This is a genomic window from Acinetobacter sp. GD03645, assembly GCF_029845285.1.
Taxonomy (GTDB): Bacteria; Pseudomonadota; Gammaproteobacteria; order Pseudomonadales; family Moraxellaceae; genus Acinetobacter; species Acinetobacter corruptisaponis.
The window spans coordinates 72,224-96,141 of record NZ_JAOCLL010000011.1 but is presented as its reverse complement, the minus strand read 5'-3'; the positions used below and the strand labels follow the sequence as shown (position 1 = coordinate 96,141).

The 23,918-nt window shown below is 42.4% G+C and carries 31 protein-coding genes; 18 read left to right on the top strand and 13 right to left on the bottom strand.

Features of this window, described 5'->3' with window-relative positions:
• Position 1: 1 nt before the first annotated feature.
• A complete protein-coding gene (gene pabC / locus N5J47_RS10745) occupies positions 2–814 on the bottom strand; it encodes an aminodeoxychorismate lyase (RefSeq protein WP_279959887.1) in 813 nt (270 codons plus the stop codon).
• A gap of 271 nt (positions 815–1,085) precedes the next feature.
• Here pabC and N5J47_RS10740 point away from each other — a divergent pair, with 271 nt between their 5' ends.
• The 6 genes from N5J47_RS10740 to N5J47_RS10715 all read left to right on the top strand — a co-directional run bounded on the left by N5J47_RS10740 (position 1,086) and on the right by N5J47_RS10715 (position 6,732).
• Positions 1,086–2,093: a sulfate ABC transporter substrate-binding protein gene (locus N5J47_RS10740; RefSeq protein ID WP_279959886.1), complete on the top strand. Its 1,008-nt coding sequence runs from the start codon at positions 1,086–1,088 to the stop codon at positions 2,091–2,093.
• A gap of 155 nt (positions 2,094–2,248) precedes the next feature.
• A complete protein-coding gene (locus N5J47_RS10735) occupies positions 2,249–2,851 on the top strand; it encodes an alpha/beta hydrolase (RefSeq protein WP_279959885.1) in 603 nt (200 codons plus the stop codon).
• 84 nt (positions 2,852–2,935) lie between these two features.
• Complete coding sequence (gene cysT, locus N5J47_RS10730) at positions 2,936–3,769, top strand: sulfate ABC transporter permease subunit CysT (protein WP_279959884.1); 834 nt, start codon at positions 2,936–2,938, stop codon at positions 3,767–3,769.
• On the top strand, positions 3,766–4,650 hold the full coding sequence (cysW, locus tag N5J47_RS10725) for a sulfate ABC transporter permease subunit CysW (protein WP_279959883.1): 885 nt from the start codon (positions 3,766–3,768) through the stop codon (positions 4,648–4,650). Before cysT ends, cysW begins: the two co-directional genes overlap by 4 nt.
• A gap of 11 nt (positions 4,651–4,661) precedes the next feature.
• On the top strand, positions 4,662–5,732 hold the full coding sequence (cysA, locus tag N5J47_RS10720; protein ID WP_279959882.1) for a sulfate ABC transporter ATP-binding protein: 1,071 nt from the start codon (positions 4,662–4,664) through the stop codon (positions 5,730–5,732).
• 76 nt (positions 5,733–5,808) lie between these two features.
• Positions 5,809–6,732, top strand: coding sequence for a CysB family HTH-type transcriptional regulator (locus tag N5J47_RS10715; RefSeq protein ID WP_267978950.1), 924 nt, complete (start codon positions 5,809–5,811; stop codon positions 6,730–6,732).
• A gap of 59 nt (positions 6,733–6,791) precedes the next feature.
• Here N5J47_RS10715 and N5J47_RS10710 read toward each other — a convergent pair whose 3' ends face one another.
• The 3 genes from N5J47_RS10710 to carO form a co-directional block, all read right to left on the bottom strand.
• Complete coding sequence (locus N5J47_RS10710; RefSeq protein WP_279959881.1) at positions 6,792–7,946, bottom strand: acyl-CoA desaturase; 1,155 nt, start codon at positions 7,944–7,946, stop codon at positions 6,792–6,794.
• 11 nt (positions 7,947–7,957) lie between these two features.
• Complete coding sequence (locus N5J47_RS10705) at positions 7,958–9,085, bottom strand: ferredoxin reductase (RefSeq protein WP_279959880.1); 1,128 nt, start codon at positions 9,083–9,085, stop codon at positions 7,958–7,960.
• A gap of 273 nt (positions 9,086–9,358) precedes the next feature.
• Positions 9,359–10,093, bottom strand: coding sequence for an ornithine uptake porin CarO (carO, locus tag N5J47_RS10700; RefSeq protein WP_279959879.1), 735 nt, complete (start codon positions 10,091–10,093; stop codon positions 9,359–9,361).
• A gap of 291 nt (positions 10,094–10,384) precedes the next feature.
• Here carO and dapD point away from each other — a divergent pair, with 291 nt between their 5' ends.
• The 8 genes from dapD (at position 10,385) to N5J47_RS10660 (ending at position 15,514) form a co-directional block, all read left to right on the top strand.
• Positions 10,385–11,206, top strand: coding sequence for a 2,3,4,5-tetrahydropyridine-2,6-dicarboxylate N-succinyltransferase (gene dapD, locus N5J47_RS10695; protein ID WP_267978946.1), 822 nt, complete (start codon positions 10,385–10,387; stop codon positions 11,204–11,206).
• A gap of 86 nt (positions 11,207–11,292) precedes the next feature.
• Complete coding sequence (gene queE / locus N5J47_RS10690; protein ID WP_279959878.1) at positions 11,293–12,003, top strand: 7-carboxy-7-deazaguanine synthase QueE; 711 nt, start codon at positions 11,293–11,295, stop codon at positions 12,001–12,003.
• Positions 12,004–12,074: 71 nt separating this feature from the next.
• Positions 12,075–12,743 carry a 7-cyano-7-deazaguanine synthase QueC gene (queC, locus tag N5J47_RS10685; RefSeq protein ID WP_279959920.1) on the top strand — a complete coding sequence of 223 codons (669 nt, stop codon included), beginning with the start codon at positions 12,075–12,077 and terminating at the stop codon, positions 12,741–12,743.
• 30 nt (positions 12,744–12,773) lie between these two features.
• On the top strand, positions 12,774–13,193 hold the full coding sequence (locus N5J47_RS10680) for a hypothetical protein (RefSeq protein WP_279959877.1): 420 nt from the start codon (positions 12,774–12,776) through the stop codon (positions 13,191–13,193).
• A 93-nt stretch (positions 13,194–13,286) separates the two neighbouring features.
• Positions 13,287–13,973, top strand: coding sequence for a diphthine--ammonia ligase (locus N5J47_RS10675; protein WP_279959876.1), 687 nt, complete (start codon positions 13,287–13,289; stop codon positions 13,971–13,973).
• A 19-nt stretch (positions 13,974–13,992) separates the two neighbouring features.
• Complete coding sequence (locus tag N5J47_RS10670; RefSeq protein ID WP_279959875.1) at positions 13,993–14,457, top strand: peroxiredoxin; 465 nt, start codon at positions 13,993–13,995, stop codon at positions 14,455–14,457.
• A 113-nt stretch (positions 14,458–14,570) separates the two neighbouring features.
• Entirely contained in the window at positions 14,571–15,140 is a 570-nt protein-coding gene (locus N5J47_RS10665; protein ID WP_267978941.1) for a CAP domain-containing protein, read from the top strand.
• Positions 15,141–15,151: 11 nt separating this feature from the next.
• Complete coding sequence (locus N5J47_RS10660; protein ID WP_279959874.1) at positions 15,152–15,514, top strand: glyoxalase superfamily protein; 363 nt, start codon at positions 15,152–15,154, stop codon at positions 15,512–15,514.
• A 42-nt stretch (positions 15,515–15,556) separates the two neighbouring features.
• Here N5J47_RS10660 and N5J47_RS10655 read toward each other — a convergent pair whose 3' ends face one another.
• From N5J47_RS10655 to gstA, 3 genes are read right to left on the bottom strand one after another with little or no spacing between them, the layout of a single operon-like run.
• Complete coding sequence (locus N5J47_RS10655) at positions 15,557–15,937, bottom strand: nuclear transport factor 2 family protein (protein ID WP_279959873.1); 381 nt, start codon at positions 15,935–15,937, stop codon at positions 15,557–15,559.
• A gap of 5 nt (positions 15,938–15,942) precedes the next feature.
• A complete protein-coding gene (locus N5J47_RS10650; RefSeq protein WP_279959872.1) occupies positions 15,943–16,170 on the bottom strand; it encodes a 4-oxalocrotonate tautomerase family protein in 228 nt (75 codons plus the stop codon).
• Between the two features lie 43 nt (positions 16,171–16,213).
• Positions 16,214–16,816, bottom strand: a complete 603-nt coding sequence (gstA, locus tag N5J47_RS10645; protein WP_279959871.1) for a glutathione transferase GstA — start codon at positions 16,814–16,816, stop codon at positions 16,214–16,216.
• Positions 16,817–16,913: 97 nt separating this feature from the next.
• Between gstA and N5J47_RS10640 the strand changes: the two genes are divergently transcribed.
• The gene (locus N5J47_RS10640; RefSeq protein WP_279959870.1) at positions 16,914–17,831 is read left to right on the top strand and encodes a LysR family transcriptional regulator; all 918 of its coding nucleotides are present in this window, start codon (positions 16,914–16,916) and stop codon (positions 17,829–17,831) included.
• Position 17,832: 1 nt separating this feature from the next.
• Here the strand turns inward: N5J47_RS10640 and N5J47_RS10635 are convergent, their stop codons facing one another.
• Entirely contained in the window at positions 17,833–18,399 is a 567-nt protein-coding gene (locus N5J47_RS10635; RefSeq protein WP_267980002.1) for a nicotinate-nicotinamide nucleotide adenylyltransferase, read from the bottom strand.
• Positions 18,400–18,506: 107 nt separating this feature from the next.
• Here N5J47_RS10635 and N5J47_RS10630 point away from each other — a divergent pair, with 107 nt between their 5' ends.
• Together N5J47_RS10630 and N5J47_RS10625 are read left to right on the top strand one after the other, a co-directional pair.
• Positions 18,507–19,307 carry an enoyl-CoA hydratase-related protein gene (locus N5J47_RS10630; protein WP_267978935.1) on the top strand — a complete coding sequence of 267 codons (801 nt, stop codon included), beginning with the start codon at positions 18,507–18,509 and terminating at the stop codon, positions 19,305–19,307.
• 113 nt (positions 19,308–19,420) lie between these two features.
• Entirely contained in the window at positions 19,421–20,182 is a 762-nt protein-coding gene (locus N5J47_RS10625) for a nitroreductase family protein (RefSeq protein WP_279959869.1), read from the top strand.
• A 2-nt stretch (positions 20,183–20,184) separates the two neighbouring features.
• On the opposite strand, the gene N5J47_RS10620 is transcribed toward N5J47_RS10625, so the two are convergent.
• Both N5J47_RS10620 and N5J47_RS10615 read right to left on the bottom strand, forming a co-directional pair.
• Positions 20,185–20,499, bottom strand: coding sequence for an NGG1p interacting factor NIF3 (locus N5J47_RS10620; protein WP_279959868.1), 315 nt, complete (start codon positions 20,497–20,499; stop codon positions 20,185–20,187).
• Positions 20,500–20,561: 62 nt separating this feature from the next.
• On the bottom strand, positions 20,562–20,693 hold the full coding sequence (locus N5J47_RS10615) for a KGW motif small protein (protein ID WP_279959867.1): 132 nt from the start codon (positions 20,691–20,693) through the stop codon (positions 20,562–20,564).
• Positions 20,694–20,835: 142 nt separating this feature from the next.
• Here N5J47_RS10615 and N5J47_RS10610 point away from each other — a divergent pair, with 142 nt between their 5' ends.
• Positions 20,836–21,480: a 2OG-Fe(II) oxygenase gene (locus N5J47_RS10610; RefSeq protein ID WP_279959866.1), complete on the top strand. Its 645-nt coding sequence runs from the start codon at positions 20,836–20,838 to the stop codon at positions 21,478–21,480.
• Positions 21,481–21,523: 43 nt separating this feature from the next.
• On the opposite strand, the gene N5J47_RS10605 is transcribed toward N5J47_RS10610, so the two are convergent.
• The 3 genes from N5J47_RS10605 to N5J47_RS10595 all read right to left on the bottom strand — a co-directional run bounded on the left by N5J47_RS10605 (position 21,524) and on the right by N5J47_RS10595 (position 23,857).
• A complete protein-coding gene (locus N5J47_RS10605) occupies positions 21,524–21,931 on the bottom strand; it encodes an NUDIX domain-containing protein (protein WP_279959865.1) in 408 nt (135 codons plus the stop codon).
• A 70-nt stretch (positions 21,932–22,001) separates the two neighbouring features.
• Entirely contained in the window at positions 22,002–23,216 is a 1,215-nt protein-coding gene (locus N5J47_RS10600) for a multidrug effflux MFS transporter (RefSeq protein WP_279959864.1), read from the bottom strand.
• Between the two features lie 167 nt (positions 23,217–23,383).
• A complete protein-coding gene (locus N5J47_RS10595) occupies positions 23,384–23,857 on the bottom strand; it encodes a hypothetical protein (protein WP_279959863.1) in 474 nt (157 codons plus the stop codon).
• Between the last annotated feature and the right edge of the window lie 61 nt (positions 23,858–23,918).

Below are 23,918 nucleotides of genomic sequence, written 5' to 3'. Positions count from 1 at the left end.
ATTAATCAATCTGGTTCAGTTTTAAAGTTTTAAATAAATCAAGGCAGGGTTGTTGCTCTAAAGCTCGATCATGAAATCGAACAACCGCTTTCATCGAGTGTAAGGCATTACAGAAAAACAGGCTTTGAATCTGCCCAAGCTCATCTATTCCAATATAACGTTGCTCACATTCAATCTGTGATTGCTGCATCCGCGACAGGATGGTTGCCCGCATGACACCGTGGACGCCATTATAGCGAAGTTCTGGCGTAATCCACCGTCCATTTATACGAATAAAACAATTACTGCTCACGCCTTCAACGATATAGCCCTGTACATCACTGACCAATGCCTCAAGCCAACCCTGCTGGTCTGCTTCCTGTTTCAATAGCACCTGCTCCAAACGGTTCAGGGTTTTTAAGCCCACCAGATTCGGCATGGTCAGGCCCAAGGCCCGATTTAGCATTCCACTGGCAATCCATTCAGGCTGGAAAGCCTGTAATGTGGCTGGATAATACCAAAGGTAAATATCGGCGGGATGTAAAGGCAAGCTATAGCCACGGTTTCCCTCTCCACGACTAATCACGATCTTTAAGGTTCCATTTAAGCTTGGATGCTGTTGTTGTAACTGCTCCATTGATTTTTCAATTTGAGTTAAATCAGCATCCAGACTCAGGCTCTGGCAAGCCCGTTTTAAACGTGCAAAGTGCAATTCTTTTAGTTCAAAATTTCCCTGAAAAATACGTGCTGTGGTAAAGCATCCATCTCCATAGTGAAATGCCCGATCAAGTAAAGGGATAGAATCAATGAATTGTCCATTTTTATAGCATTGCATGATTCAAACACCTTTCAATCCAAATAGCACACATGATTAACAACAAATAACTCTTTGATTTTAAATAATTATAACAATTTAAGCATTGGAATAAAAATTTATTATTTATCAATAATTCAGCATAGCTTATCTGTTTTATGCAATTGCATTTTTTTCATATCAAATTCGTTTTTAATTATTTTTTTTGCAAAAAAACTAGCGTTATGCTGCATCCATATTCCAAATCAAGATTGAAGATCTGTTTATAACAGATCAATTAAAGGGGTTTTTCATGCGTTTATCTCAGTTAAAAGTTGGTGTCATTGCTGCATTACTCTCAGTGTCTTCTTTTGCAGCACAAGAGTTTTTAAATGTCTCTTATGACCCAACCCGCGAGCTTTATACCGATTTCAACAAGCAGTTTGGTGCTTTCTGGAAACAGCGTACAGGTCAGGATATTGACTTCAAACAATCCCATGGTGGTTCAGGCAAGCAGGCCCGTGCCGTGATTGATGGCTTAAATGCTGATGTGGTGACACTTGCCCTTGCAGCGGATATTGATGAAATTGCTGAAAATGCAAAATTGCTTCCAGCAGACTGGCAGAAGAAACTGCCAAACAACTCAACACCTTATACCTCAACCATCGTTTTCCTTGTGCGTAAAGACAACCCTAAACAGATTAAAGATTGGGGCGACCTGATTAAGCCAGGTGTAGAAATCATTACACCGAACCCTAAAACTTCAGGTGGTGCGCGCTGGAACTATTTAGCAGCGTGGGCTTGGGCAAAACACCAGAAAGGTGGTAATGATGCCAAGGCACAGGAATTCGTACGCCAGATTTATAAACAAACCAAGGTGCTTGACTCAGGCGCCCGTGGTTCAACCACGACCTTTGCTGAACGTGGAATCGGTGACGTGTTGCTGGCTTGGGAAAATGAGGCGTTCCTTGCCGTACGTGAGCAGCCAGGCAAGTTTGAGATTGTGACGCCATCACTTTCAATTCTGGCTGAACCGCCTGTGGCAGTGGTTGAGAAAAATGCCGAGAAGAAAGGTAACCTGCAAATTGCCCGTGGTTACCTGAACTATCTGTATTCACCAGCAGGTCAGGAAATTGCAGCGCGTAACTTCTACCGTCCGCGTAATGCAGACACATTGAAGAAATACAGCAATGTATTTAAGCCGCTCAAACTTGTCACCATTGATAAAGAGTTTGGTGGCTGGACCAAGGTACAAAAAACCCACTTTGACAACGGCGGTATTTTCGACCAGATCGTTAAGACCAATAGCACAGGCAAATAGAATCCCTCCCTCTTGCGGAACTATAATCGTTCCTCATCCCTCCTAAAAGGAGGGAGACTTCCCACGAATACAAAGACTTACTCATATTCGTGATATTCCCTCTCTTATTAGGAGAGGGCTAGGGAGAGGTTAAGAAAATTTAAAGGAGAATAGACATGGTTCATACAGTCATTGTTCCTGGTGTTGGTAGCAGTGAAGCACAACATTGGCAGTCGTGGTTACAACAGCAACTCGTGTCTAGTTCTCGTGTGCAGCAAAAACACTGGGACCGACCAGTATTAAATGAATGGGTTGCCCAGTTTGTCAAAACAGTTGCGGCAGTTAAATCGCCTGTACAAATCGTTGCACACAGCTTTGGTTGCCTAACCAGTGTTGCGGCACTTGCTGAACATCCTGAACTCAGGGCAAAAGTGAAAAACCTGATTCTGGTGGCACCTGCCAACCCTGCCCGTTTTGGTGAAAGTGGTTTTGCCCGTCATAGTCTGACGGACTACAAGCAATATTTTCATCAGCTCAGCATTGATGTACCGACCACTTTATTAATTAGTGAAAATGATCCGTGGCTGGGTTATGTCGATGCATTACAACTTGCACAGGCATGGAAACTCACTCCGATTAATCTGGGTCAGGTTGGTCATATCAATGTGGCATCTGGGTTTGGTCCTTTTCCTGAAATCCTCAATTACATGCTGCCCGAAAAAAAGATACAGCCTGTAAACCGAATGAGTCAGGCAAATTTTAACCTGAAATTTGCCTAAGCTCAGCTCTTCATACTTTTGGTTTTCGCGTTATTTATTTGCTTACTGGTCTTTAGCAAGCATCTCTCTTCTTGAGGAAATATCATGTCGCAGCGTTCCCGAGTGCTGCCTGGGTTTGGTCTCTCTTTAGGCTTTACCCTCGCTTACGTGTCTTTGATTGTGCTTATTCCTTTATCTGCTGTATTTATCAAATCTTTTGGGATTGGATGGGACGGATTATGGGAAATCTTAACTTCAGAACGAATTTTAAAGTCTTTACAACTGAGCTTTAGTGCCGCCTTGATTGCCGCCACAGTCAATGTGATTTTTGGCTTATTACTGGCATGGTGCTTGGTACGTTATAGCTTTCCAGGCAAAAGAATTGTCGATGCACTGGTTGATCTTCCTTTTGCATTACCAACTGCGGTTGCAGGTATTGCTCTGACTTCGCTGTATGCGAAAAACGGCTGGATTGGACAATATCTTGAACCCTTAGGTATTCATGTGGCCTATACCCCGCTGGGTATTACCCTTGCGCTGATCTTTATTGGCCTGCCTTTTGTGGTGCGTACCGTACAACCTGTACTCAGTGACATTGAAACGGAACTGGAAGAAGCGGCTTCTGCACTGGGCGCAAATCGCTGGCAAACCATTAGCAAGGTGATTCTGCCGATTTTATTCCCTGCATTACTGACAGGTTTTGCGCTGGCATTTGCCCGTGGTGTGGGTGAATATGGTTCAGTTATTTTCATCGCTGGGAATATGCCATATAAGACCGAGATTGCACCATTGATGATTATTTCCCGTCTGGAAGAATATGATTATGCAGGTGCAACCACCATTGCCGTGGTGATGCTGGTCCTCTCCTTTGCCATCCTATTTTTAATTAACTTATTACAGGCATGGGCAAGCCGTCGTACAGGGAGAGTTGCACAATGAGCTTAAATAACAATAGCAATGCCTTGGCACTCAAGTTACAGGCCCGCGATGCAACCCGTGAACCGACCTGGGTACGTTATACGCTGATCACAGTGGCAATGATTTTCTTTCTGAGCTGCCTGATTTTGCCGCTAATTCTGGTGTTTGTAGAAGCATTTAAACAAGGGATTGAAGTGTATATCAATGCCTTGACCGATTCAGATACCCTGTCTGCGGTGAAGCTGACTTTATTAACTGCTGTGATTGCCGTTCCAATCAATGTGGTATTCGGGGTTGCCGCGGCATGGGCGGTGGCTAAATTCCAGTTCCGTGGCAAGGCCATCCTCACCACCATTATTGATATGCCGTTTTCGGTTTCCCCTGTCATTGCAGGTTTAATGCTGGTGCTGATTTTTGGTACACAAGGCTGGATTGGTGGCTGGTTAATGGATCATGACATCAAGATTCTGTATGCAGTTCCTGCGATTGTATTGGCGACCATTTTTATTACCGTTCCTTTTGTTGCCCGTGAATTGATTCCCCTAATGGAAGCGCAAGGCACAGAGGAAGAAGAAGCTGCAATTGTTTTGGGCGCTTCAGGCTGGCAAACCTTTTGGAAAGTGACCCTGCCAAATATTAAATGGGGTCTGATTTACGGTGTGATTCTATGTAATGCCCGTGCAATGGGTGAGTTTGGTGCGGTATCGGTGGTGTCAGGACATATTCGTGGTCAGACCAATACCTTACCGTTACACGTTGAGATTCTTTATAACGAATATACCTTTAGTGCTGCATTTGCTGTGTCTTCATTACTGGCATTTTTAGCGATCATTACCCTGATTTTGAAAACATGGTTAGAAATCCGTCAAGACCAAGCCAATGAACATCAGCCAAATACATAAGGAATGAACACATGAGTATTCAAGTTAAAAATATTGAAAAACACTTTGGTGCATTCCATGCGCTAAAAAACATTTCCCTAGACTTTCCTGAGGGTGAACTGGTTGCATTGCTCGGTCCATCTGGCTGCGGTAAAACCACACTGTTACGCATCATTGCAGGACTTGAATCTGCGGATGGCGGTCAGGTCTTGCTTGAGGGTGAGGATGCCACCAATATCCATGTGCGTGAACGTCAGGTCGGCTTTGTGTTCCAGCACTATGCCCTGTTCCGCCACATGACTGTATTTGACAATATTGCTTTCGGTTTACGAGTGCGCCCACGTGCTACCCGTCCAACAGAAGCCGAAATTAAAAAACGTGTAACCCGTTTATTGGACCTGGTTCAATTGGGATTCTTGGCAGACCGTTATCCTGCCCAGCTTTCGGGTGGTCAACGTCAACGTATTGCTTTGGCTCGTGCCTTGGCGGTTGAACCTCGTGTATTGCTTCTGGATGAACCTTTTGGCGCACTGGATGCCAAGGTGCGTAAGGAATTGCGTCGCTGGTTGCGTACCCTGCATGATGAACTGCATATCACCTCGATCTTTGTGACCCATGATCAGGAAGAAGCACTGGAAGTTGCCGATCAAATCATTGTGATGAACAAGGGTGATGTCGAGCAAATCGGTTCACCACGTGAAGTGTATGAAAAACCAGCCACACCATTCGTGTTTGATTTCCTGGGTCAGGCCAACCGCTTTGAGGGTGAACATACGGACGGTATCATTCGCCTTGGGGATGACCGTATTCAGTTACCAACTGCTATTGATGCGCCACAAGGCAAGGTGATCGCCTTTGCACGGCCAAATGAACTGCATATTCATGCGCAACCCCAACCCAATAGCATTGAGGCAACCTTCTTACGTGAAGTCTGGATTGCAGGTAAAGTCATTGCTGAATTACAAGATCGCAGTGGACGCAACATCGAGATTTTATTAAGTGTAGAAGAAGCGAACTTACATCAGTTCAGACCAAACCAAACCGTTTGGATTAGTGCAGCTCAACTTCATTTATTTGCAGACCAAACGACTCAAGTGGCTTAAAATAATATATGGAGGAACACTAAACTTCCCTACTGAACTTTAGTTGTTCCCCACCTCTATATGTGGAAAAATATTTATGAACTTTCAACAACTCAGAATTATTCGGGAAACTGTTCGTCAAAACTTTAATTTAACCGAAGCGTCTGCGGCACTTTATACCTCCCAGTCAGGTGTCAGTAAACACATTAAAGATCTGGAAGATGAATTAGGCGTACAACTGTTTGTCCGTAAAGGTAAACGTTTACTGGGGCTGACTGAACCAGGCCAGTCATTGTTGAGTATTGTTGAACGCATGCTGGTCGATGCAGACAATATCAAGCGTCTTGCCGATGACTTTAACAAGGTGGATGAAGGAACACTGACCATTGCCACCACCCATACTCAGGCACGTTATGTACTTCCACCGATTGTGAATCAATTCAAGAAATTATTTCCAAAAGTTCACTTGGTCTTACAACAGGCCAGTCCAGTAGAAATTGCAGAAATGCTACTTCAGGGCGAGGCGGATATTGGCATCGCAACGGAATCATTAACCACAGAAGAAAATCTGGCAAGCGTGCCTTATTATGAATGGCATCACAGCATCATTACGCCTAAAGATCACCCATTAGCCAAATTGGACAAAATTAGCCTTGAAGTCTTGGCGGAATATCCGTTGATTACCTATCATGGTGGTTTTACAGGCCGTTCAAAAATTGACAAGGCCTTTGAAGATGCGCAACTGCATGCTGACATTGTGATGTCTGCACTTGATGCCGATGTCATCAAGACCTATGTTGAACTGAATATGGGTGTAGGGATTGTCAATGATGTCGCCTATGATGCTGAGCGGGATTATCGTCTACAACAGATCAAAACCGATATTTTTGGTGCCAATACCACATGGATTGCTGTACGCAAAGGACATTTGCTTCGTGGTTATGGTTATGAGTTTATTTCCTTATGCTCACCTGAAACCGATATCAGGGCGCTTAAAAAAGTTGCCTATCCTGATGAATAATCAAAAGCCTATTCAACTTACACTGAATAGGCTTTTAAATTATAAAATTATGGGTTTATTCATGAATTAGGAAATGCCAAACGAATGTTATTCCACCATGTTGTGCCAAACTGTCGTGTTAAAGAACCCCTGTTATAGGGAATCCCATAGCGTGCAGCCAATGCCTCAACACGGGGCGACACTTCTGGATAACGGTTGCTACACATATCAGGAAAAATATGATGCTCAATCTGATGGCTTAAATTTCCCGACATAATATGGAACAGTTTACCGCCCTCAATGTTGGCTGAACCGAGCATTTGACGTAAATACCATCTTGCTCGTGTTTCTCCCTCAACCTGCTCCAGGGTAAAGGTATGAACCCCTGCTGGAAAATGTCCACAGAAAATAATCACAAAGGCCCAGACATTACGAATGATATTGGCAATCGCATTTGCACCAGCCACCAGCCCAAACACCAAGAACGGTGAGGCAGGCACATAAAAAGAAATTGGGATACTGACCAGCATGGCTGCCAGAGGCCACATCAGATAATCTTTAATCACCTGCCCACGAACTTTACGGCCAATGTGCCGAAACATCGGAAGTGTTTCTTTCCATGTTTTCTTGCCTTTCAGTGTGTCATCAATGACCTGTTCATGCAGGGCTACACCCTCCTCAAACAGCAGCATCAACAAAATAAACCAAAGGGGTTGCAATAAAAAAGAGGGTTTCCACGGCTGCATCGGTGTCACCCGCAAAATGCCATACCCCACATCCAAATCTTTTTCCAATACATTGGTCCAGGTATGGTGTACCACATTATGCGAGTTCATCCAACGATCAGACGGGCTCATGTTATCCCATTCCCAAGTATTGGACTGAATTTCGGGGTCTTTCATCCAGTCCCACTGGGCATGCATCACATTATGGCCAATTTCCATATTTTCCAGAATTTTGGCACACCCCAGCATAAATGTACCAATTGCCATAATGCCTAATGCGATTCCCCATGACGCTAGGGCATGCCCCCATGCAGGAATAAAAAACAGGCCTGCATAAATAATGATCCGTCCAATCACCGCCATACTGCGTTGGGTACGAATCACCTTGAGAATATAGGCACGGTCTTTCTCTCCCCGACTGTCCATGACTTCGTTATAAATGGCATCCATTTCACGACCGAACTCTTCAATCTGGGCATCAGTAAGATTTACAGGAAGTTTATGTGTCATCTCATCCGCTCCTATTGATTCAGTTCACAATCACCAGCCGCTGCACAAACACAGGTTTGTACAATGCTGCCTGCTTCATTAATAATCTTGCCTGTACGCAAATCACGGACACAACCTGAAACCAGCGTGGTATTACAGGTATGACAAATCCCCATTCGACAGCCATGCGGTGGATTCATCCCTGCATCTTCGGCAACACGCAATAATGGAGTCTGATGATCGGCCTGTACCGCAATATCACTTTGCGCAAAACGCACCAGACCACCCACCGCATCTTGAGGTACTTCTGCAAATGCGGCACGAAAGCGTTCAGTATGCACGTAGCGGGAACGCCCAGCCTGTTCAAACAATTGTTCAACCGCATCCAGCAAAGCTGGTGGACCACAGGCATAGACTTCCCGCTCATGCCAGTCAGGGCAAAGTCGGGAGAGCTGGTCTTCATTAAAATAGCATTGACGGCGTTTTTCCTGTTCATCCCCCAATGCATGGGTATGCACTTCATGCAAGGTGTAACGTGGATATTGTTGCGCCAGTTGCCGCAACTCCTGCCCAAAAATCATGTCAAACTCATGCGGTGCATAATGAATATGCACACTATCAGCCAAACGTTCCCGTGCAATCAAACTGGTGATCATACTTCTGGCTGGAGTAATACCACTGCCTGCGGTAATAAATAGAGGTTTTACGGGCTGTGCATCGGGCAGATAAAAATCGCCCTGTGGCAAACCAATGGGTAAATAATCTCCAACCTTTAAATTACGCACGATGTGGCGTGAGATACGTCCATCTGCAATGGCTTTTACCGTAATGGTAAAACATCCATCCTGCTCTTCCCGTTCAGGTGAGGAAGAGATGGTATAGGTTCGGGTATAGTGCATTCCCTCAACAGGAATACCGACCCGAACATGCTGACCAGCACGGTGACCACGCCAATTTAGACCAGGTTTTAAGGTAATGGTACGGGCATCTTTGGTCTCATCCCATACACGCTCAATCCTTGCCTGTAATTTATGGGTTGACCAGAGTGGATTTACCAACTCAAGGTAATGAGAGGTTCTCAGTGGAAAAGCAAATAAATCGGTGATGACTGCAACTTTTGACCATAATGAAGTTGTGGCTGTTCCGTTGGATGGCTGCATATTATCTTATCCTTATCGTATTATATTGAATTTCATCCTGATTCATTTTTATTTTATAAACTTTCTGGAATTGTTCTCCTTTATTTCATAATGCTGTTGTTTTGATCATTAAACAAAGTGAAACATACAATCAAGGTTTTTTTATAATCACAGCCCGACAATAGATAAGCGGTAGCTTTTTTAAAGATGGAAAAGCTTGGATATACTTGAATATTGCAATAAAACAGACATAAAAAAACGAGCATTACGCTCGTTTTTTATAACAACTAAGTATTAGAAACGGAAACTTACACCAAGTTTAGCAGCAGGCAACCATTCATAAGTACCTTTGTTCTCAATTTTGCGTTCTTCAGCGCGAATTGCCTGACCTAATGTACGTCCATCATCGCCAACTAATGCCAATGAAGCTGCGTCAGCATTTAAACTAACAGTTGGGTTACCTGTATAATAAGCTCCCAACTCTCCAAATACACCCCAACGGTTAGTAATTGCAGGAGAGAAGCCTACACCTACATAAGGTACGATATCATTTTTGTATTTCATCGTACCGTTAATTTGAGTAGTGCCTAGAGGGTTTGCAAAACGTGCGCCATCAACCTTAAATGAAGCATTTTGTCCCGCACGACGCTCCAAACCATAATCATTGTCAAGGTAAGATACACCAGTTGCAACATAGAACCAATTTGCCCAAGGACGAATCTCAGCGTTTAAATAAACGTTGTTGTTATCCATATCAAGGTCATACTTTGAACCATTAATCTTGAGATCATCTGACCATGAGATATCACCACCGTTATAACCCAGTGTTACACCCACATATGGATTGGCATTGTAAGAAATTGCTCCACCATAACCTGTTGTACCAACTTCAGCACGAACAGATGCTGGTTTCAAGAAAGAGAAAGTTGCTACACCCTCATCTGTCACAATACGCTCATCAGCCGCAAAAGTTGTTCCAGCAATTGCAGTTAAAATACCAGCACTTAAAAGAATACGTACAGCTTTCATTGAAGTCTCCTCAAAAAAAACGCTTTTATTTAAATATAATTGTTACCGTGGTTTTATATTAAAATAATGATTCATATCTTTTTATACAGAAACTGATTACTTTTTGTTATTTTTTGATACAAATTCAGGATAATTGTGTATTCCAAAATAATGAATAAAAAACAACTAAATCCGCTTTCATTACCGTTTTATTCCATATTTTAAAAACAAATTATTGTAACTATTTTTTTCAAAGATTCTTGTAGCAAATTAGTGTAAAATCTTCAAAATTTTTTTGGAAGAAGGAAGATCATGTCTCAGCTTTCTACGATCATTGAGCAAGCATTTGAAGACCGTGCCAACTATAGCGCAGCGGACTGCCCTACTGAAATTCGTCAGGCTGTAGAAGAAGCATTGGCAGGTTTGGACAATGGCACACTTCGTGTTGCTGAAAAAATCGATGGTGAGTGGGTTGTTCACCAATGGTTAAAAAAAGCCGTTTTACTTTCGTTCAAACTGAATGACAACCAGCCAATCGAAGCATGTGATCTACAGTTCTATGACAAGGTGGCAACCAAATACTCAGGTTGGACTGAAGAGCAGTTTAAAGCGGCTGGCGTGCGTGTTGTACCACCTGCGGTTGCTCGTCGTGGCAGCTTCCAGGCAAAAAATGTGGTGTTGATGCCATCTTATGTCAACATTGGTGCCTATGTGGATGAGGGTACAATGGTGGATACATGGGCTACTGTAGGTTCATGTGCACAAATCGGCAAGAATGTTCACCTGTCAGGTGGTGTGGGTATTGGTGGTGTGTTAGAACCATTACAGGCAAATCCAACCATTATTGAAGACAACTGTTTCATCGGTGCCCGTTCTGAAATCGTTGAAGGCGTGATTGTTGGTGAAGGTTCTGTGATTTCAATGGGCGTTTTCATTGGCCAGTCCACCAAGATTTATGACCGTGAAACTGGCGAGATCCATTATGGCCGAGTACCAGCAGGTTCTGTGGTTGTTGCGGGCAGTCTGCCATCTAAGTGTGGTACCTACAGCCTTTATGCCGCGATTATCGTGAAGAAAGTGGATGCAAAAACACGTGCAAAAACCAGCTTGAATGACTTGTTACGCGCTGACTAAGCAACTCTAATCCCGTTATTCTTCGTCTCTACAACCAGTCATGGTTGTAGGGATTTTGTTCTTTTATATGGTGTGGTTCTGAATCTATGGCTTCCTTACGTTCTTCTGCAATTCCTGTCTCCGATCCTGCGGCTGGTTTACGCATTACCGAGATTTTTTATTCCTTGCAAGGCGAAGCGAACACTTTTGGTTTACCTACCGTTTTTATTCGCCTGACAGGTTGCCCATTACGTTGCAGTTATTGTGATACCACCTATTCATTTGAGGGCGGTGAACGTCTGTCACTTGAACACATCATTGAAACAGCAAGCCAATATAAAACACCTTATATTTGTGTCACTGGAGGTGAACCTCTGGCACAACCCAATTGTCTAATATTATTACAACGCTTATGTGATTTAGGTTTTCAGGTGTCACTTGAAACCAGTGGTGCGTTGGATGTTTCCAAGGTTGACCCCCGTGTTTCCAAAGTGCTTGATTTAAAGACACCGACATCAAAAGAAGACCATCGTAATTTATTAACCAATCTTGACTATTTAACCCTACATGATCAAATTAAGTTTGTGATTTGTAATCGTGAGGATTATGAATGGTCGAAGCAACAATTGATCAATTTTCAATTGCAGGATAAGGTCAGTACCGTTTGGTTCTCCCCTGCCTTTGCCGTTGAAAAAGGTGCTGCTGTCCTGCCTGCTTTTGCGCGTGACCTGGCACAGTGGGTTTTAGATGACCATCTCCCTGTTCGCTTCCAGCTACAGTTGCATAAACTGTTGTGGAATGATGAATCTGGTCGCTAAACAGTTCAAACTCGGTTCATTTTCGAATTTGCTTTCATTAAATATATTTAGGTTGAATCATGGAAAATAATATGCGTTCCCGCGCCATCGTATTATTGTCTGGTGGCTTAGACTCAACAACTTGCCTTGCCTGGGCACAAGCACGCTATGAATGTATTGCCATTAGTTTTATGTATGGACAGCGCTCCACCACAGAACTTGATGCAGCCAGGGCCTTGACCCAGCATGCGGGTGTTGAGCACCGTGTCATTAATATTGATCTTGGAAATTTAGGTGGCTCGGCACTTACAGACCATAACATTGATGTGCCAGAACAATTACAGGAAGGTATTCCTGTAACTTATGTTCCTGCACGTAACACAATTTTCCTGTCCTATGCACTTGCCGCCGCTGAGGTTTTTGATGCCGAAGCCATCGTGATTGGAGTCAATGCCGTTGATTATTCAGGATATCCTGACTGTCGTCCTGAGTTTATTGATGCATTTGCCAATCTTGCGCGTTTGGCAACAAAAGCGGGTGTGGAAGGAAAACCCCTTAAAATTGAAACACCTTTGTTACATTTATCCAAAGCGAATATTATACGCTTAGGTATCGAACATGGCGTAGACTATAGTCAAACGGTATCCTGCTATCAAGCAGATGCTCAAGGACGTGCGTGTGGCAAATGCGACAGTTGCCGTTTACGTCAACAAGGTTTTATCGAAGCAGGTATTGCGGATCCTACACGTTATACCGAATAGACGATATAGGGTTATAATTAGGTACAATATATGAAGTTTTTTAAATCAAATCTTATTCTTTCCACAATGATGTCAGCGGCTGCCCTACTTGCAACGGCAACCCATGCTGCGGATGAGAATCCACTCCAAGCTGCGTATAAAAGTACCAATGTCAAATCTGCATTGATCAACGTCTGTAAAGACCAGACCACAAAGGGTGGAAAACTGACTGCGGCAGAAGTCAGCAAATTCTGTTCTTGTAATATTGAAGCACAGGGCAAAGTAACTGAAGCACAGAAATGGGAAATTCAAAGTGCAATCAATACCAAGAAAAGTCCAAGCTCCCTTGCCTTTGTACAGCAACAGAATAAGGATTTACAGGCTTGCCTAGGTGCACCGCTTGTTACCAAGCTAGAAAAGTTGACTGAGGAAGCAATGAAAGCTGCCCAGCAACAGGCACCTAAAAAATAATCCTGCGCTGTTGTAAACAAGGCCTGCATTGATGCAGGCTTTTTTATAAGTTCTGTTAAAATTTCCTTTATCTCTAATAAGTTGAACAATACCATGCAGGACCAATGGAAAACCAATGCCCACCACAGCCAATGTATTGTTTCCTTTAGTGGTGGCAAGGATAGTTCCCTCGCCTTGTATCATACCCTGCAAACAGGCAAGGTCATTGGACTGATTGTGATGCTGGAAGAACAGGGTCAGCGCTCCCGTTCACATGCCATGCCGCTTGATATTATCCGAGCACAAGCTGACTCAATTGGTTTGCCTGTTTTTATGGCCTCCTCAAGTTGGGTAGATTATGAAAGCAAGTTCATAGAGCTACTCCGTCAGGCCAAACAACAAAGGGCTGAGGTACTGGTCACAGGGGACCTGGATATGCCCCAGCATGGTTGCTGGCATGATCGCGTTACCCAACAAGTCGGGCTGAAACTGGGTATGCCGCTATGGCTACGCCCTCACCGAGAGGTGGTTGAAGAGTTTATCAATCTTGGCTTCCGTAGCGTGATTGTCACCGTAAACCTAAAACTGGGCATGCAAGTTGAGGATTTAGGCAAAATCCTGACACTGGAATACATTCAGGAACTTGAGCATCGTGGCATTGATCCTTGCGGTGAGGGTGGAGAATTCCATACCACTGTGATTGACGGGCCAATTTTTAACAAAGCTATTCCTGTACGTCAGGGAAATATTGTTTATCATGAAGAATATGCTTTTTTACCCCTTGAATTAGATCAAATTTAGCTTTGGCAAAGGATACAAAATGTCTGAACAAATCCAGTTACCCAATCAAACCTTTCCAGCCACTCAGGGCGAAATCAACCTAGCCGAACTCACAAATGAATGGCTGGTATTATATTTTTACCCAAAAGACTCAACTCCTGGGTGTACAACCCAGGCGGTTGGCTTTTCCTGCCTAAAAGACCAGTTTGATGGATTGAACTGTAAAATCATTGGTGTATCCCGCGACTCGGTCAAGGCACACCAGAACTTTACCGAAAAACAGGCACTGACCATTGACCTGATTAGCGATAAGGAAGAAGTGCTTTGTAAACACTTTGATGTGATTAAGGAAAAAAATATGTATGGCAAACAGGTGATGGGTATTGAACGCTCTACCTTTATTTTCCATAACAAACAACTGGTTAAAAGCTATAGAAAAGTAAAGGCCGCAGGACATGCCGAACAGGTGCTTGAAGATTTAAAAACACTGCAAGCAGCTTCGTAAACCTAGGTAACAAAAGGCAAGTTTCACTTGCTTTTTTGTTGCGGCAAATTGCTCCTATCTTTGAGCTTGGCGTATGATGAAAATATTCAAATAATTCAACCAAAGGCATCCAAATGAGTCAGTTCAAGGTATTTATCTCGTTGCCTTTTTATCTTTTTATCTCAGCATGTGGGGTGAGTTCAACCACGATGCCACAGGACATTGCTGCGTCCATTCCCCAAATTCAAAAACCCGCCCTGGAAATAAGCTGTCAGGATTTACAGAATCCCGCCTATCAGCAGGTCATCATGAATGCAATTAATGAAATTCGGCAACATCCCCGTCAATGTGGGCAACAATATTTTGCCGCTGTGGCACCACTAACATGGAATAGCGGTCTGCATAGGAGTTCTCTTGCCCATGCACAGGATATGGCAGAACATAATTTTCTGGGTCATACCAGTAGCACAGGCTTGAATTTAAGGTCACGTCTTCAACTGTATCAGGTTAAAACGCGGGGTGGCGGTGAGAATGTGGCACGTGGACAAAAGAATCTGGATGAAGTCATGGCAACCTGGGTCAGCAGCCCTGTGCATTGCAGCAACCTGATGCAGTCAAAATTTACCGATTACGCAGTTGCCTGTAGCTTTGATCAATCAGAAAAACCCAAGGCATACTGGGTGCAACAATTTGGTGTTCGTTAAGAGGAAGCATCATGCAGTCTGGTACAATTACCCCCATCTTTCGGATCTTTGATCTTGAGTTGGCCAATAGTTTCTATCTGGAATATCTAGGTTTCCAGATTGACTGGCAGCACAGGTTTGGAGACAACTTTCCTTTATACCTACAGGTTTCCAAAGGCGACTGTATCATTCACCTTTCAGAGCATTTTGGTGATGCTAGTCCGCATAGCGCCATCCGTATTTATTGGGAAGACCTTGCCTCGCTGCATGCTGAACTGACTAAAAGTGATTATAGGTTTGCCAAGCCTCAAATTGAAAAAACAGACTGGGAAACTCTGGAACTGAGCATCACCGATCCATTTTCAAACCGAATCATCTTTTGGGAAGATGCTTAAGTCACATAAACCCAAGCAACTTCCTTTTTAATCTTGAAAGATTCAAGATGACAGAGTTTCATAATGAAAAACTTTGGCGATAATTTTCCATTGCTGCTGTTCATATATCAGTGTTAATGCATCATAAAAGTATTTCGGTTGGATAGCGCACTCAACATGCACTATCGCCAATTGATCATGAATCAGGTTGATTGAGACAATTTTATCCTGTCTTAACTCATTTTTAGATGCGGGTGAAACACGTTTTTCCACAATTGCAAAATATGATTCCATATCCATTTTCAAGAGAGGATCATCGTTTGCATTGATATAAACTGCATCAGGATGCAACACATCTTGCAGTTGATTCACATCACAAAAATATAAACCATCAAAATATTTCTGGAGTTGCGAATGAATATCTAAAATTGTGTGTTTAACCATATTTGTCACCCAATTCCATCGCCTACTTTTATGCTCTGTTTCTGTCTTAGCATGGATACCGATTCGCCCGCCACGCCCCAATTATCTGTATCCACTTCATCAATCACCACAAATGTGGTTGCAGGATCTTTGTCCAGCACCCGAACCACAAGCTCTGTCGCCTCTTTAATCAGTTGCTGCTTTTGCTGTACTGAAACATTCTCTTTCGTCACTTGAATCAGGATATAAGGCATGATTTTCCTCTCCTCTGGTATTATTTTATTAAGATAGATGTTTCTAAGCAGCTTCGGCTGCAATCGCTTCCTGGACTGTTTGACGGTTGGCAACTTGCTGCATAAATCTGGTCAAATGAATAAAATGTCCCAGCTCTAAGTCAATAAAGCCAGCCCATCGCGTTACGACAAACAGGTAAATATCCGCAATGGTGAAATCATTTCCAGTTAAATAGTCTTGCCCAGCCAATTGCTGATCCACACATTCATAGTGCTTATTTAAGATTTCGCTAAATACAGCTTTGCTCTGCTCACCATACGATTCATGGAAAAATGGTGAATATGCCTTATGAATTTCTGAAGCAATAAAGTTCATCCATGCCAGCACTTGATAACGTTGCGGTGTATTGATTTCAGCCAACAAATCTCTTCGACCAGCCTGATCAACCAGAAACTGGCTGATGACAGCACCCTCAGTTAAAAATGAACCATCCCCAAGCTGTAACAAAGGCACCTGTCCTTTTGGATTAAACTGATAAAAATCCTCGCCCAACGCAGTCAGATGCTGCTGTAAATCCACCTTGATCAACTCAAAGGAAATTCCAAGTTCTCTTAAAACAATATGCGGGGCTAAAGAACAGGCGTCTGGTGAATAAAATAGTTTCATATAATCACTCCATCACAAAGGATGTAGCCATCTTATTATTTACATTTATGTGCTTAAATAGCATATAACTCAAATCATTTTTTACATGGTGTAATCAATGACTCAACAACTCAAACGCATGATGTTTAGCAGTGTAGAACTGTTTTGTCTGGTTGCTGAATATCAAAGTTTTTCCAAAGCGGCACTGCATGCGGGGGTCAGCCCAGCAGCCGTGAGTCGTTCCATTGCCCGTCTGGAAAAGCATTTGACCATCCCCCTTTTTGTCAGAACCACTCGTCAGGTCCGTTTAACCCCGCAAGGCAAAATATATTTCGATGAATGCAAACAGGCATTGAACCAGATTCTTGAAGCGGAGCAACAATTAAAAAACCAGAACCAGCAACCTACTGGTCTCATCAGAATCAGCGTTCCCACACCTTATGGGCATTATCGAATATTGCCTTTACTGGCAAAGTTCTCACAGCAATATCCAAAGATCGAGATTGATATACAGCTCACCAATAAAAATGTGGACTTTATAGCGGAGGGTTATGATCTGGCGATTCGTGGACGACAGTTTGCTGATTCAAGCCTGATTGCACGCCAACTCGAACAAGCGGAACTGGTTGTGGTTGCATCACCGCAATATATAAAGCAATTTGGTACACCGCAAAACATTGAGGACTTGCAGCAGCACCAATGCATTCAGTTTGTACTCCCCAGCACAGGAAAAAATGTAGCCTGGCTATTCAATGTAAATCGCCAAATTGTTGAATATGTCACCACCGCAAAACTACGTTGTCTGGATGATATTTTAGGAACCGTCACCTTAGCCAAACATGGTGCAGGTTTATTGCAGACCTATCGCTTTATTGTGGAAAAAGAACTCGAAAATAATGAACTTGTTGAAGTCCTAAAAGACTTTTCTGGAGCATCACGCCCTTTTTCTTTGGTTTATCCATCTAAAAAACACGAATCTTTTCATATCCGTGTTTTTATTGATTTCCTCATCAATGAGTTAAAAACATTCAACTAATTTACTGAATATTACTGCGGTCATCGGCGAGATATTTTTTCTGTAATTCAGTGTAGATTGGGGACTTCTGAAATTGCGTAAGGAACTGGACTGTCCCCTCTGGAAAAAATTCCGTATGTATCTCACCGCGATAATAGGCTTCTCGCATTGGTGTTGCCGAAATCGCATCTTTCAGGCTGTCCAATTCCACCATTTCCCACTCAGGAAACAAGGCCAAGTAATAGGAGGACTCATCCTTAAAGTGACCAATCAGGCCAACTTTCGCATTTGGCTGGATGATCTGGTTAACAAGCCCTTTAACCTGCTTCACCCATTTTTCATCATTATAAACATCAATCACATGCACAAAGTGAATCCGTTTTTGGTCTTGCTCTGAAAAATTGGAGAGAATCATCTGCTCACGTTCAGTCGCCAAAAATGGATTCTTGATATTCCGTTCCAATTGTGCCGACCCCAAAGCCAAGATCACATGCTGACTTTGCTGCAAGGCAATTTCAATGGTTTGCATATGAGCCAGATGAAATGGCTGAAAGCGTCCAATAAAAACAAGATAGTCAAATGTGTACATAGGCGTCATTTCACTTTTTGTGAACTCATCAGTTGCACCATTCAGGTAAATATGCGACATAATGAGGACACTTAAAAATCAATCTGGATTAAAGCAAGGATAGTACGATGACACTTAGCTGTATTCAACAACCTCATCAACATTTGCAAGCAAATTTAGAAGATGGCGTACTCACCTTAGCCATTAACCGTTCAGAAGCAAAAAATGCACTTTATGGTGAACTTTACCTGTGGATCGCAAAGGCTTTAGATGAAGCAGATACCAACAAGGACGTTCGCGTGGTGATTTTCCGTGGTGCAGAACAGGACTTTACGGCGGGTAATGACATGAAAGACTTCATGGGCTTTATGCAAAAGCCATATGAAGGCAAAGCGGGTGACCAGCCGCCATTTGTATTATTAAAAGCTGCGGCTCGTTTTTCTAAGCCACTGATTATTGCGGTAAAAGGCGTGGCAATTGGTATTGGTGTAACGATCCTGTTACATGCCGATATGGTATTTGCTGACAATACAGCCCTGTTCCAGATTCCATTTGTGAGTCTTGGCCTTTCTCCAGAAGGTGCTGCAAGCCGTTTATTGGTGAAACAGGCAGGCTATCAAAAAGCAGCCGAACTATTATTCACGGCGAAAAAGTTTGATGCTGCAACAGCAGTAAAAGCAAATCTGGTGAATGATGTGGTTGAAGATGTTTATGCAACGGCACAACAAACGGCACAACATCTTGCTGCCCTGCCATTGGCTTCACTGAAACAAAGCAAGGCACTCATGAAAAAAGACCTGGCTGAAATTATTGCCTGTGTGGATGATGAAGCAGAAATCTTTATGCAACGTGTCCGCTCACCTGAAATGATGGAAGCGGTACAGGCCTTTATGCAAAAGCGTAAACCTGATTTTTCCCAGTTCAATTAATGAGGCAATAACTCATTAATGAAAACAAAACCACTTCATTGCAAAATCGAGGTGGTTTTTTTATTGAACGTCCCAATATGAATATAAAATAACTTTAGGATGATATTTTCCTCATGTCAGAACAAACACAAACAGAAAAGAAACGTTATTATGAAGCCGCGCCACAGGATATTGATGTTGACAATTTCCGCAAGGTGATTGAAAGCCGCCGTTCAGTGCGTAAATTTACCGACAAGCCGATTCCTAGCGAAGTTTTAGATGCCTGTCTGGATTTGGCGCTGCTTGCACCCAACTCATCCAACTTACAACCGTGGACTTTTTATGTGGTGCAAAATTCAGGTAAGAAAAAACAATTGGTCAAAGCCTGTTTAAACCAACTGGCTGCAAAAACCGCCTCTGAACTGATTGTCTGTGTTGCCCGTACAGACCGTCTTGATGAAATGGCAAAACGTAACATTAGTGAGTTTCCTTTTCCAGAAGCCCCACCTGCCGTACAGAAGTATTACCGCTTTATTCCATACAACTATAAAACAGGTTACTTCAACGCATTGGGCAACTTTAAGAAAGTCGCCTTTAAGGTAGTACGTACACTGGATAAACAACTTCCTGTGACTGCATTCAATCCTGCTGATGCAAAATTATGGGCAACCAAAACCACCGCCTTGGCCTGTGAAAACTTAGTCTTGGCTTTGCGTGCCTACGGTTTTGATAGCTGTATGATGGAGGGTTTTGATGAACCACTAGTTCGTAAAATCCTGAAACTGAATGATGAGCAATATCCTGTCATGGTAATTGGTGCGGGTGAACGTGCCAAAGACGGCGTGTTCTTTCCTCAGTACCGATTTGATCGTGACCTGTTCATTCAAAAGGTCTAATCTTACTGAATATCCAAAATCTGGATAAACTCAAAGGCAGGCTCTTCGTAAGGATGGTTTGCCTTTAATGCTTTTGCAACAGCACTTGCCTTTTCTTCTGCAACAATGGTTTCTACTCTCCATTCCTCAAGTTGTTCTAGTTCATCCAATTGACCTAAAAAAGGATTTGCACCTTGAACAGGCTTAAATTGCCCTATTCCTTTCACTTGCCATGCACACTGTTCATAATTACCAATACCTCCTGCCCCTACTTCAAAAATAGCGAGCTTGGTAGAATCAAGATGTGACTCAGGAACGTAATAAATAAGTTTTAGCATGGATAGAATGACTCAAATAGGATGACCAGTCATTGAATCATAGCGTTAAAAAACACCAACAATCAAAGTGAAATATTGATTACAAGATAGCTCACCACAATACATAAAATCTGGATTACCACCGTTAATCCAAACCAAAACCAACCCTTATCTTTTGTGTATATTGTTCCAATATGATTTTTATGTTTCATCATTCTGCTCTCCAAGACTCAAAATATCTAAGTTCTGATCACCACAATAAGAAAAGCAAAATTTGAACCATGTAAAACATTTAAGAAATAATGATGCTAAAATAGCCACTCCAAACTTTAAATCAATAGGTTACAAAATGGGATAATGTCCAAACAAACACCGCCACTACAACAAGAAAATCTACAAACATATCAAGACTCACCTTTGATTTTTACCGTAGACAAAGTGTTTTCAAGTGAAGAATGTGGTGCTTTTATCGCGCTCAGCAATAAATATCATTATGAAACAGCAGATATATTTGTAAACTCAGCTCGTCAAGTGCTCACCAATGTCAGAAATAACAAACGTGTAATTTATGATGATATTCAGCTTGCCAAAACCCTATTTTCCAGACTTAAACATTTCCTGCCTGAACAATTCAATGGCTGGACATTAAGTGGCTTAAATGAACGTTTTCGTTTTTATCGTTATGAAAATGGCGAAACGTTTAGACCACACTATGATGGTATTTATGAAGTGAACGATTGGCACAGTAGCCAACTTACTTTATTGATCTATCTGAGCGAAGATTTTACAGGTGGCGAAACGATTTTCTATCGTAATAGCGGTATGCTGAAACCATGCAAGGAAACTCAAATCGCCAACATCCAACCAAAACTTGGACAGATTCTAGTCTTTGAGCATCAACAGTTGCATGAGGGAGCACCTGTGCTTTCAGGTCAGAAATATGTGCTGCGTACCGATGTGATGTATAAGCATCCAATGATCCTAAAATCTCAGGATTGCTAAATCCCATAAACTTATACAGGTAAAAGCCATTTTATGATGGCTTTTACTTTTCCAGATCAAAATACTTTCTTATAAAAGCTAATGCTTCCTGAAAAGTCTCGTGCCAATCTGCATTCGGTTTTTGGTTTAATGGATACCAAAAGAATTCAAATGCCAGACCACCATCATCCTGACAATGATAAACCCAGGTCTCAGGAATCGCATAGCTAATGTCACATAGATAGAAATACCAATCCTGCTGGTTAAATTGAAGCAAAAGATTTCCCATGAATTTTGGTTTAGCCACTAATCCAGATTCTTCAAATAGTTCACGGACAGCGGCCTGTTCATATTGTTCATCATGTTCTATTGTCCCCTTGACCAATTGAGTTCCAGCCAATGGATGGCGAAAAGCCAATATTTCCAAGCCTTGCCCATGATTTCTTACCACAACTGGAACAGCTTTTTTCATGATTTCTTATCTCTCAGATGCTTTAATATTTAGGAGCTAAAAAAGCTAACTACTCTCTACTTTTCCACATTTAAGCACCTACACTTTCTGAAACCTTTAAATGTCTTTTCTCATATAAGGTCATGGCAAAGGCCAAACCACATAAAACCACAAAACCGCAGGTCATTGGAATGAGTGTTCCGTTATAAAGCTGCCCGATAATAGAGGCCAGAATCAGGGAGAGCACCGAAGATGCAGCCCCAATAATCGCAGATGCCATACCAGCAACATGCCCCATTGGTTCCATTGCAATCGCATTTAAATTCCCAAATAAAGTTCCAAACAGTAAAAACAAAATGCAGGCATACATCATAAACATCCAGAAAGAGATGGAAACACCCATCAACTGAATGATCAGGAAAGCAAGTGAAATCAGGCATAAACCCAGAAAGCCATAAATACAGATTGGGCGCATACCAAATTTCATCACGATTCTAGAATTGGTAAATGAAGCAATCCCCATCACGCCTGCCAATACGGCAAAATAGGCACTAAATTCCTGTCCTGTTTTACCAAACTGCTGCATAAAGATTTGCTGTGAAGTTCCCAGATAGCCAATAAACCCACCAAAACAGAAGCCAGCACATAACAGATAGCTCATGGTGGTTTTATTACTGATCACTTCCTTAAAGCCATGCTGGAACGCCTCTAAACGCATGGGTAGGCGATTTTCAGGAACAAGGGTTTCTTCCAATCGTAAAGCTACCCATGCGCCTACAACCGTGGCATAAACCATATACAAAACAAAAATATCGCGCCAGCCAAAGAAATGGATAATCAACTGCCCCAAACTTGGTGCAATTGCAGGTGCAACCATAAACACCATCATAATCAGGGACATGATACGTGCCATTTGTGCACCGCTGTATTTATCCCGCACGATGGAAATGGAAGCGACATACGGCCCTGAAACCCCAATTCCCTGAATAAAACGTCCAGCCAAAAACCATTCAAAACTTTGTGTGGAGAAGCACAACAAGCTTCCCAAAAGGTAAATGACGATTCCCGTGAATAAAATCCGTTTACGTCCAATCGCATCGGATAATGGCCCTGCGATCAATTGGCCTATCGTCATTCCTGAAAAGATACCAATAATCACCCACTGCGCCTGATTGCCACTTTGCAGTGTAAAAACCTTTCCAATTTCACCTAGCGCGGGCAAGACCGCATCTATGGAAAAAGATACAATCGACATCAACAATGCCATTAACAGGGCAAATTCATGGAAATGGATTTTTGATTTCATTATTGTTCTCTACGATTGCTCAATCTTTTAGCCAATATAAAGCCACCTTACGGTGGCTAATCTGCTTAATTTATATGAGAAAGATTCTAAAATCATGCATTATTTCTACTTTAGCCTTTCAAAAGCCACTAAAGCTTATCGCAATATGCCTAGAATCATAAATCTGCCTATTTTACGCTAATTCCATATTTATGCCTGATTGATTCATTGATGGAGGCTGAAGCATAGACTTTACTTTCATCACCTACATTTTCTGTTGCACAGCCAACTTCAACTGTCGATTTAGGTGCATAGACTTTGGAAAATTCATTCGCATCAGCATGAATGCGGTTTTCTATTGTGCTTGAATAGGCATTAATCTTATGAGTTTGCGGTAGCACTAAACTGCCGATATTTTCATTGGCAGCACTCAATACTTTAAAATTGCTGCAACCTTTGGCAATCATCAACTCAGAAGCACGTAACAGAGCCAAGTCACTTGCTCGCTCTGTGGAAGTTTTTTCATTGCCCTGAAATGTGATTTTAAAATGATTCTGTGTCAGTTCTGTTTCGTTAAAGCCACTCTTATTAAAAGCAGTATGCGGTTGATAAGAGCTTGCACATCCTGTTAACAACATCGTAAGTATCAGTAATTTTTTCATAATTTTTCTCCCCTCATAATAAAAAAGAATAACAGATTCATATTTACCGCATAATAGACAA

What these genes read in the sequence shown, in the direction of transcription:
- N5J47_RS10655 (WP_279959873.1), bottom strand. Translation starts at nt 15,937, where the DNA reads ATGGTTAAACACACAATTTTAGATATTCATTCGCAACTCCAGAAATAT.
- dapD (WP_267978946.1), top strand. Translation starts at nt 10,385, where the DNA reads ATGTCTCAGCTTTCTACGATCATTGAGCAAGCATTTGAAGACCGTGCC.
- N5J47_RS10640 (WP_279959870.1), top strand. Translation starts at nt 16,914, where the DNA reads ATGACTCAACAACTCAAACGCATGATGTTTAGCAGTGTAGAACTGTTT.
- N5J47_RS10670 (WP_279959875.1), top strand. Translation starts at nt 13,993, where the DNA reads ATGTCTGAACAAATCCAGTTACCCAATCAAACCTTTCCAGCCACTCAG.
- N5J47_RS10740 (WP_279959886.1), top strand. Translation starts at nt 1,086, where the DNA reads ATGCGTTTATCTCAGTTAAAAGTTGGTGTCATTGCTGCATTACTCTCA.
- N5J47_RS10710 (WP_279959881.1), bottom strand. Translation starts at nt 7,946, where the DNA reads ATGACACATAAACTTCCTGTAAATCTTACTGATGCCCAGATTGAAGAG.
- N5J47_RS10665 (WP_267978941.1), top strand. Translation starts at nt 14,571, where the DNA reads ATGAGTCAGTTCAAGGTATTTATCTCGTTGCCTTTTTATCTTTTTATC.
- gstA (WP_279959871.1), bottom strand. Translation starts at nt 16,816, where the DNA reads ATGAAACTATTTTATTCACCAGACGCCTGTTCTTTAGCCCCGCATATT.
- N5J47_RS10715 (WP_267978950.1), top strand. Translation starts at nt 5,809, where the DNA reads ATGAACTTTCAACAACTCAGAATTATTCGGGAAACTGTTCGTCAAAAC.
- N5J47_RS10735 (WP_279959885.1), top strand. Translation starts at nt 2,249, where the DNA reads ATGGTTCATACAGTCATTGTTCCTGGTGTTGGTAGCAGTGAAGCACAA.
- N5J47_RS10615 (WP_279959867.1), bottom strand. Translation starts at nt 20,693, where the DNA reads ATGATGAAACATAAAAATCATATTGGAACAATATACACAAAAGATAAG.
- N5J47_RS10610 (WP_279959866.1), top strand. Translation starts at nt 20,836, where the DNA reads ATGTCCAAACAAACACCGCCACTACAACAAGAAAATCTACAAACATAT.
- N5J47_RS10605 (WP_279959865.1), bottom strand. Translation starts at nt 21,931, where the DNA reads ATGAAAAAAGCTGTTCCAGTTGTGGTAAGAAATCATGGGCAAGGCTTG.
- queE (WP_279959878.1), top strand. Translation starts at nt 11,293, where the DNA reads ATGGCTTCCTTACGTTCTTCTGCAATTCCTGTCTCCGATCCTGCGGCT.
- N5J47_RS10675 (WP_279959876.1), top strand. Translation starts at nt 13,287, where the DNA reads ATGCAGGACCAATGGAAAACCAATGCCCACCACAGCCAATGTATTGTT.
- N5J47_RS10680 (WP_279959877.1), top strand. Translation starts at nt 12,774, where the DNA reads ATGAAGTTTTTTAAATCAAATCTTATTCTTTCCACAATGATGTCAGCG.
- cysA (WP_279959882.1), top strand. Translation starts at nt 4,662, where the DNA reads ATGAGTATTCAAGTTAAAAATATTGAAAAACACTTTGGTGCATTCCAT.
- cysW (WP_279959883.1), top strand. Translation starts at nt 3,766, where the DNA reads ATGAGCTTAAATAACAATAGCAATGCCTTGGCACTCAAGTTACAGGCC.
- N5J47_RS10600 (WP_279959864.1), bottom strand. Translation starts at nt 23,216, where the DNA reads ATGAAATCAAAAATCCATTTCCATGAATTTGCCCTGTTAATGGCATTG.
- N5J47_RS10625 (WP_279959869.1), top strand. Translation starts at nt 19,421, where the DNA reads ATGTCAGAACAAACACAAACAGAAAAGAAACGTTATTATGAAGCCGCG.
- N5J47_RS10650 (WP_279959872.1), bottom strand. Translation starts at nt 16,170, where the DNA reads ATGCCTTATATCCTGATTCAAGTGACGAAAGAGAATGTTTCAGTACAG.
- queC (WP_279959920.1), top strand. Translation starts at nt 12,075, where the DNA reads ATGCGTTCCCGCGCCATCGTATTATTGTCTGGTGGCTTAGACTCAACA.
- pabC (WP_279959887.1), bottom strand. Translation starts at nt 814, where the DNA reads ATGCAATGCTATAAAAATGGACAATTCATTGATTCTATCCCTTTACTT.
- N5J47_RS10620 (WP_279959868.1), bottom strand. Translation starts at nt 20,499, where the DNA reads ATGCTAAAACTTATTTATTACGTTCCTGAGTCACATCTTGATTCTACC.
- carO (WP_279959879.1), bottom strand. Translation starts at nt 10,093, where the DNA reads ATGAAAGCTGTACGTATTCTTTTAAGTGCTGGTATTTTAACTGCAATT.
- N5J47_RS10630 (WP_267978935.1), top strand. Translation starts at nt 18,507, where the DNA reads ATGACACTTAGCTGTATTCAACAACCTCATCAACATTTGCAAGCAAAT.
- cysT (WP_279959884.1), top strand. Translation starts at nt 2,936, where the DNA reads ATGTCGCAGCGTTCCCGAGTGCTGCCTGGGTTTGGTCTCTCTTTAGGC.
- N5J47_RS10705 (WP_279959880.1), bottom strand. Translation starts at nt 9,085, where the DNA reads ATGCAGCCATCCAACGGAACAGCCACAACTTCATTATGGTCAAAAGTT.
- N5J47_RS10595 (WP_279959863.1), bottom strand. Translation starts at nt 23,857, where the DNA reads ATGAAAAAATTACTGATACTTACGATGTTGTTAACAGGATGTGCAAGC.
- N5J47_RS10660 (WP_279959874.1), top strand. Translation starts at nt 15,152, where the DNA reads ATGCAGTCTGGTACAATTACCCCCATCTTTCGGATCTTTGATCTTGAG.
- N5J47_RS10635 (WP_267980002.1), bottom strand. Translation starts at nt 18,399, where the DNA reads ATGTACACATTTGACTATCTTGTTTTTATTGGACGCTTTCAGCCATTT.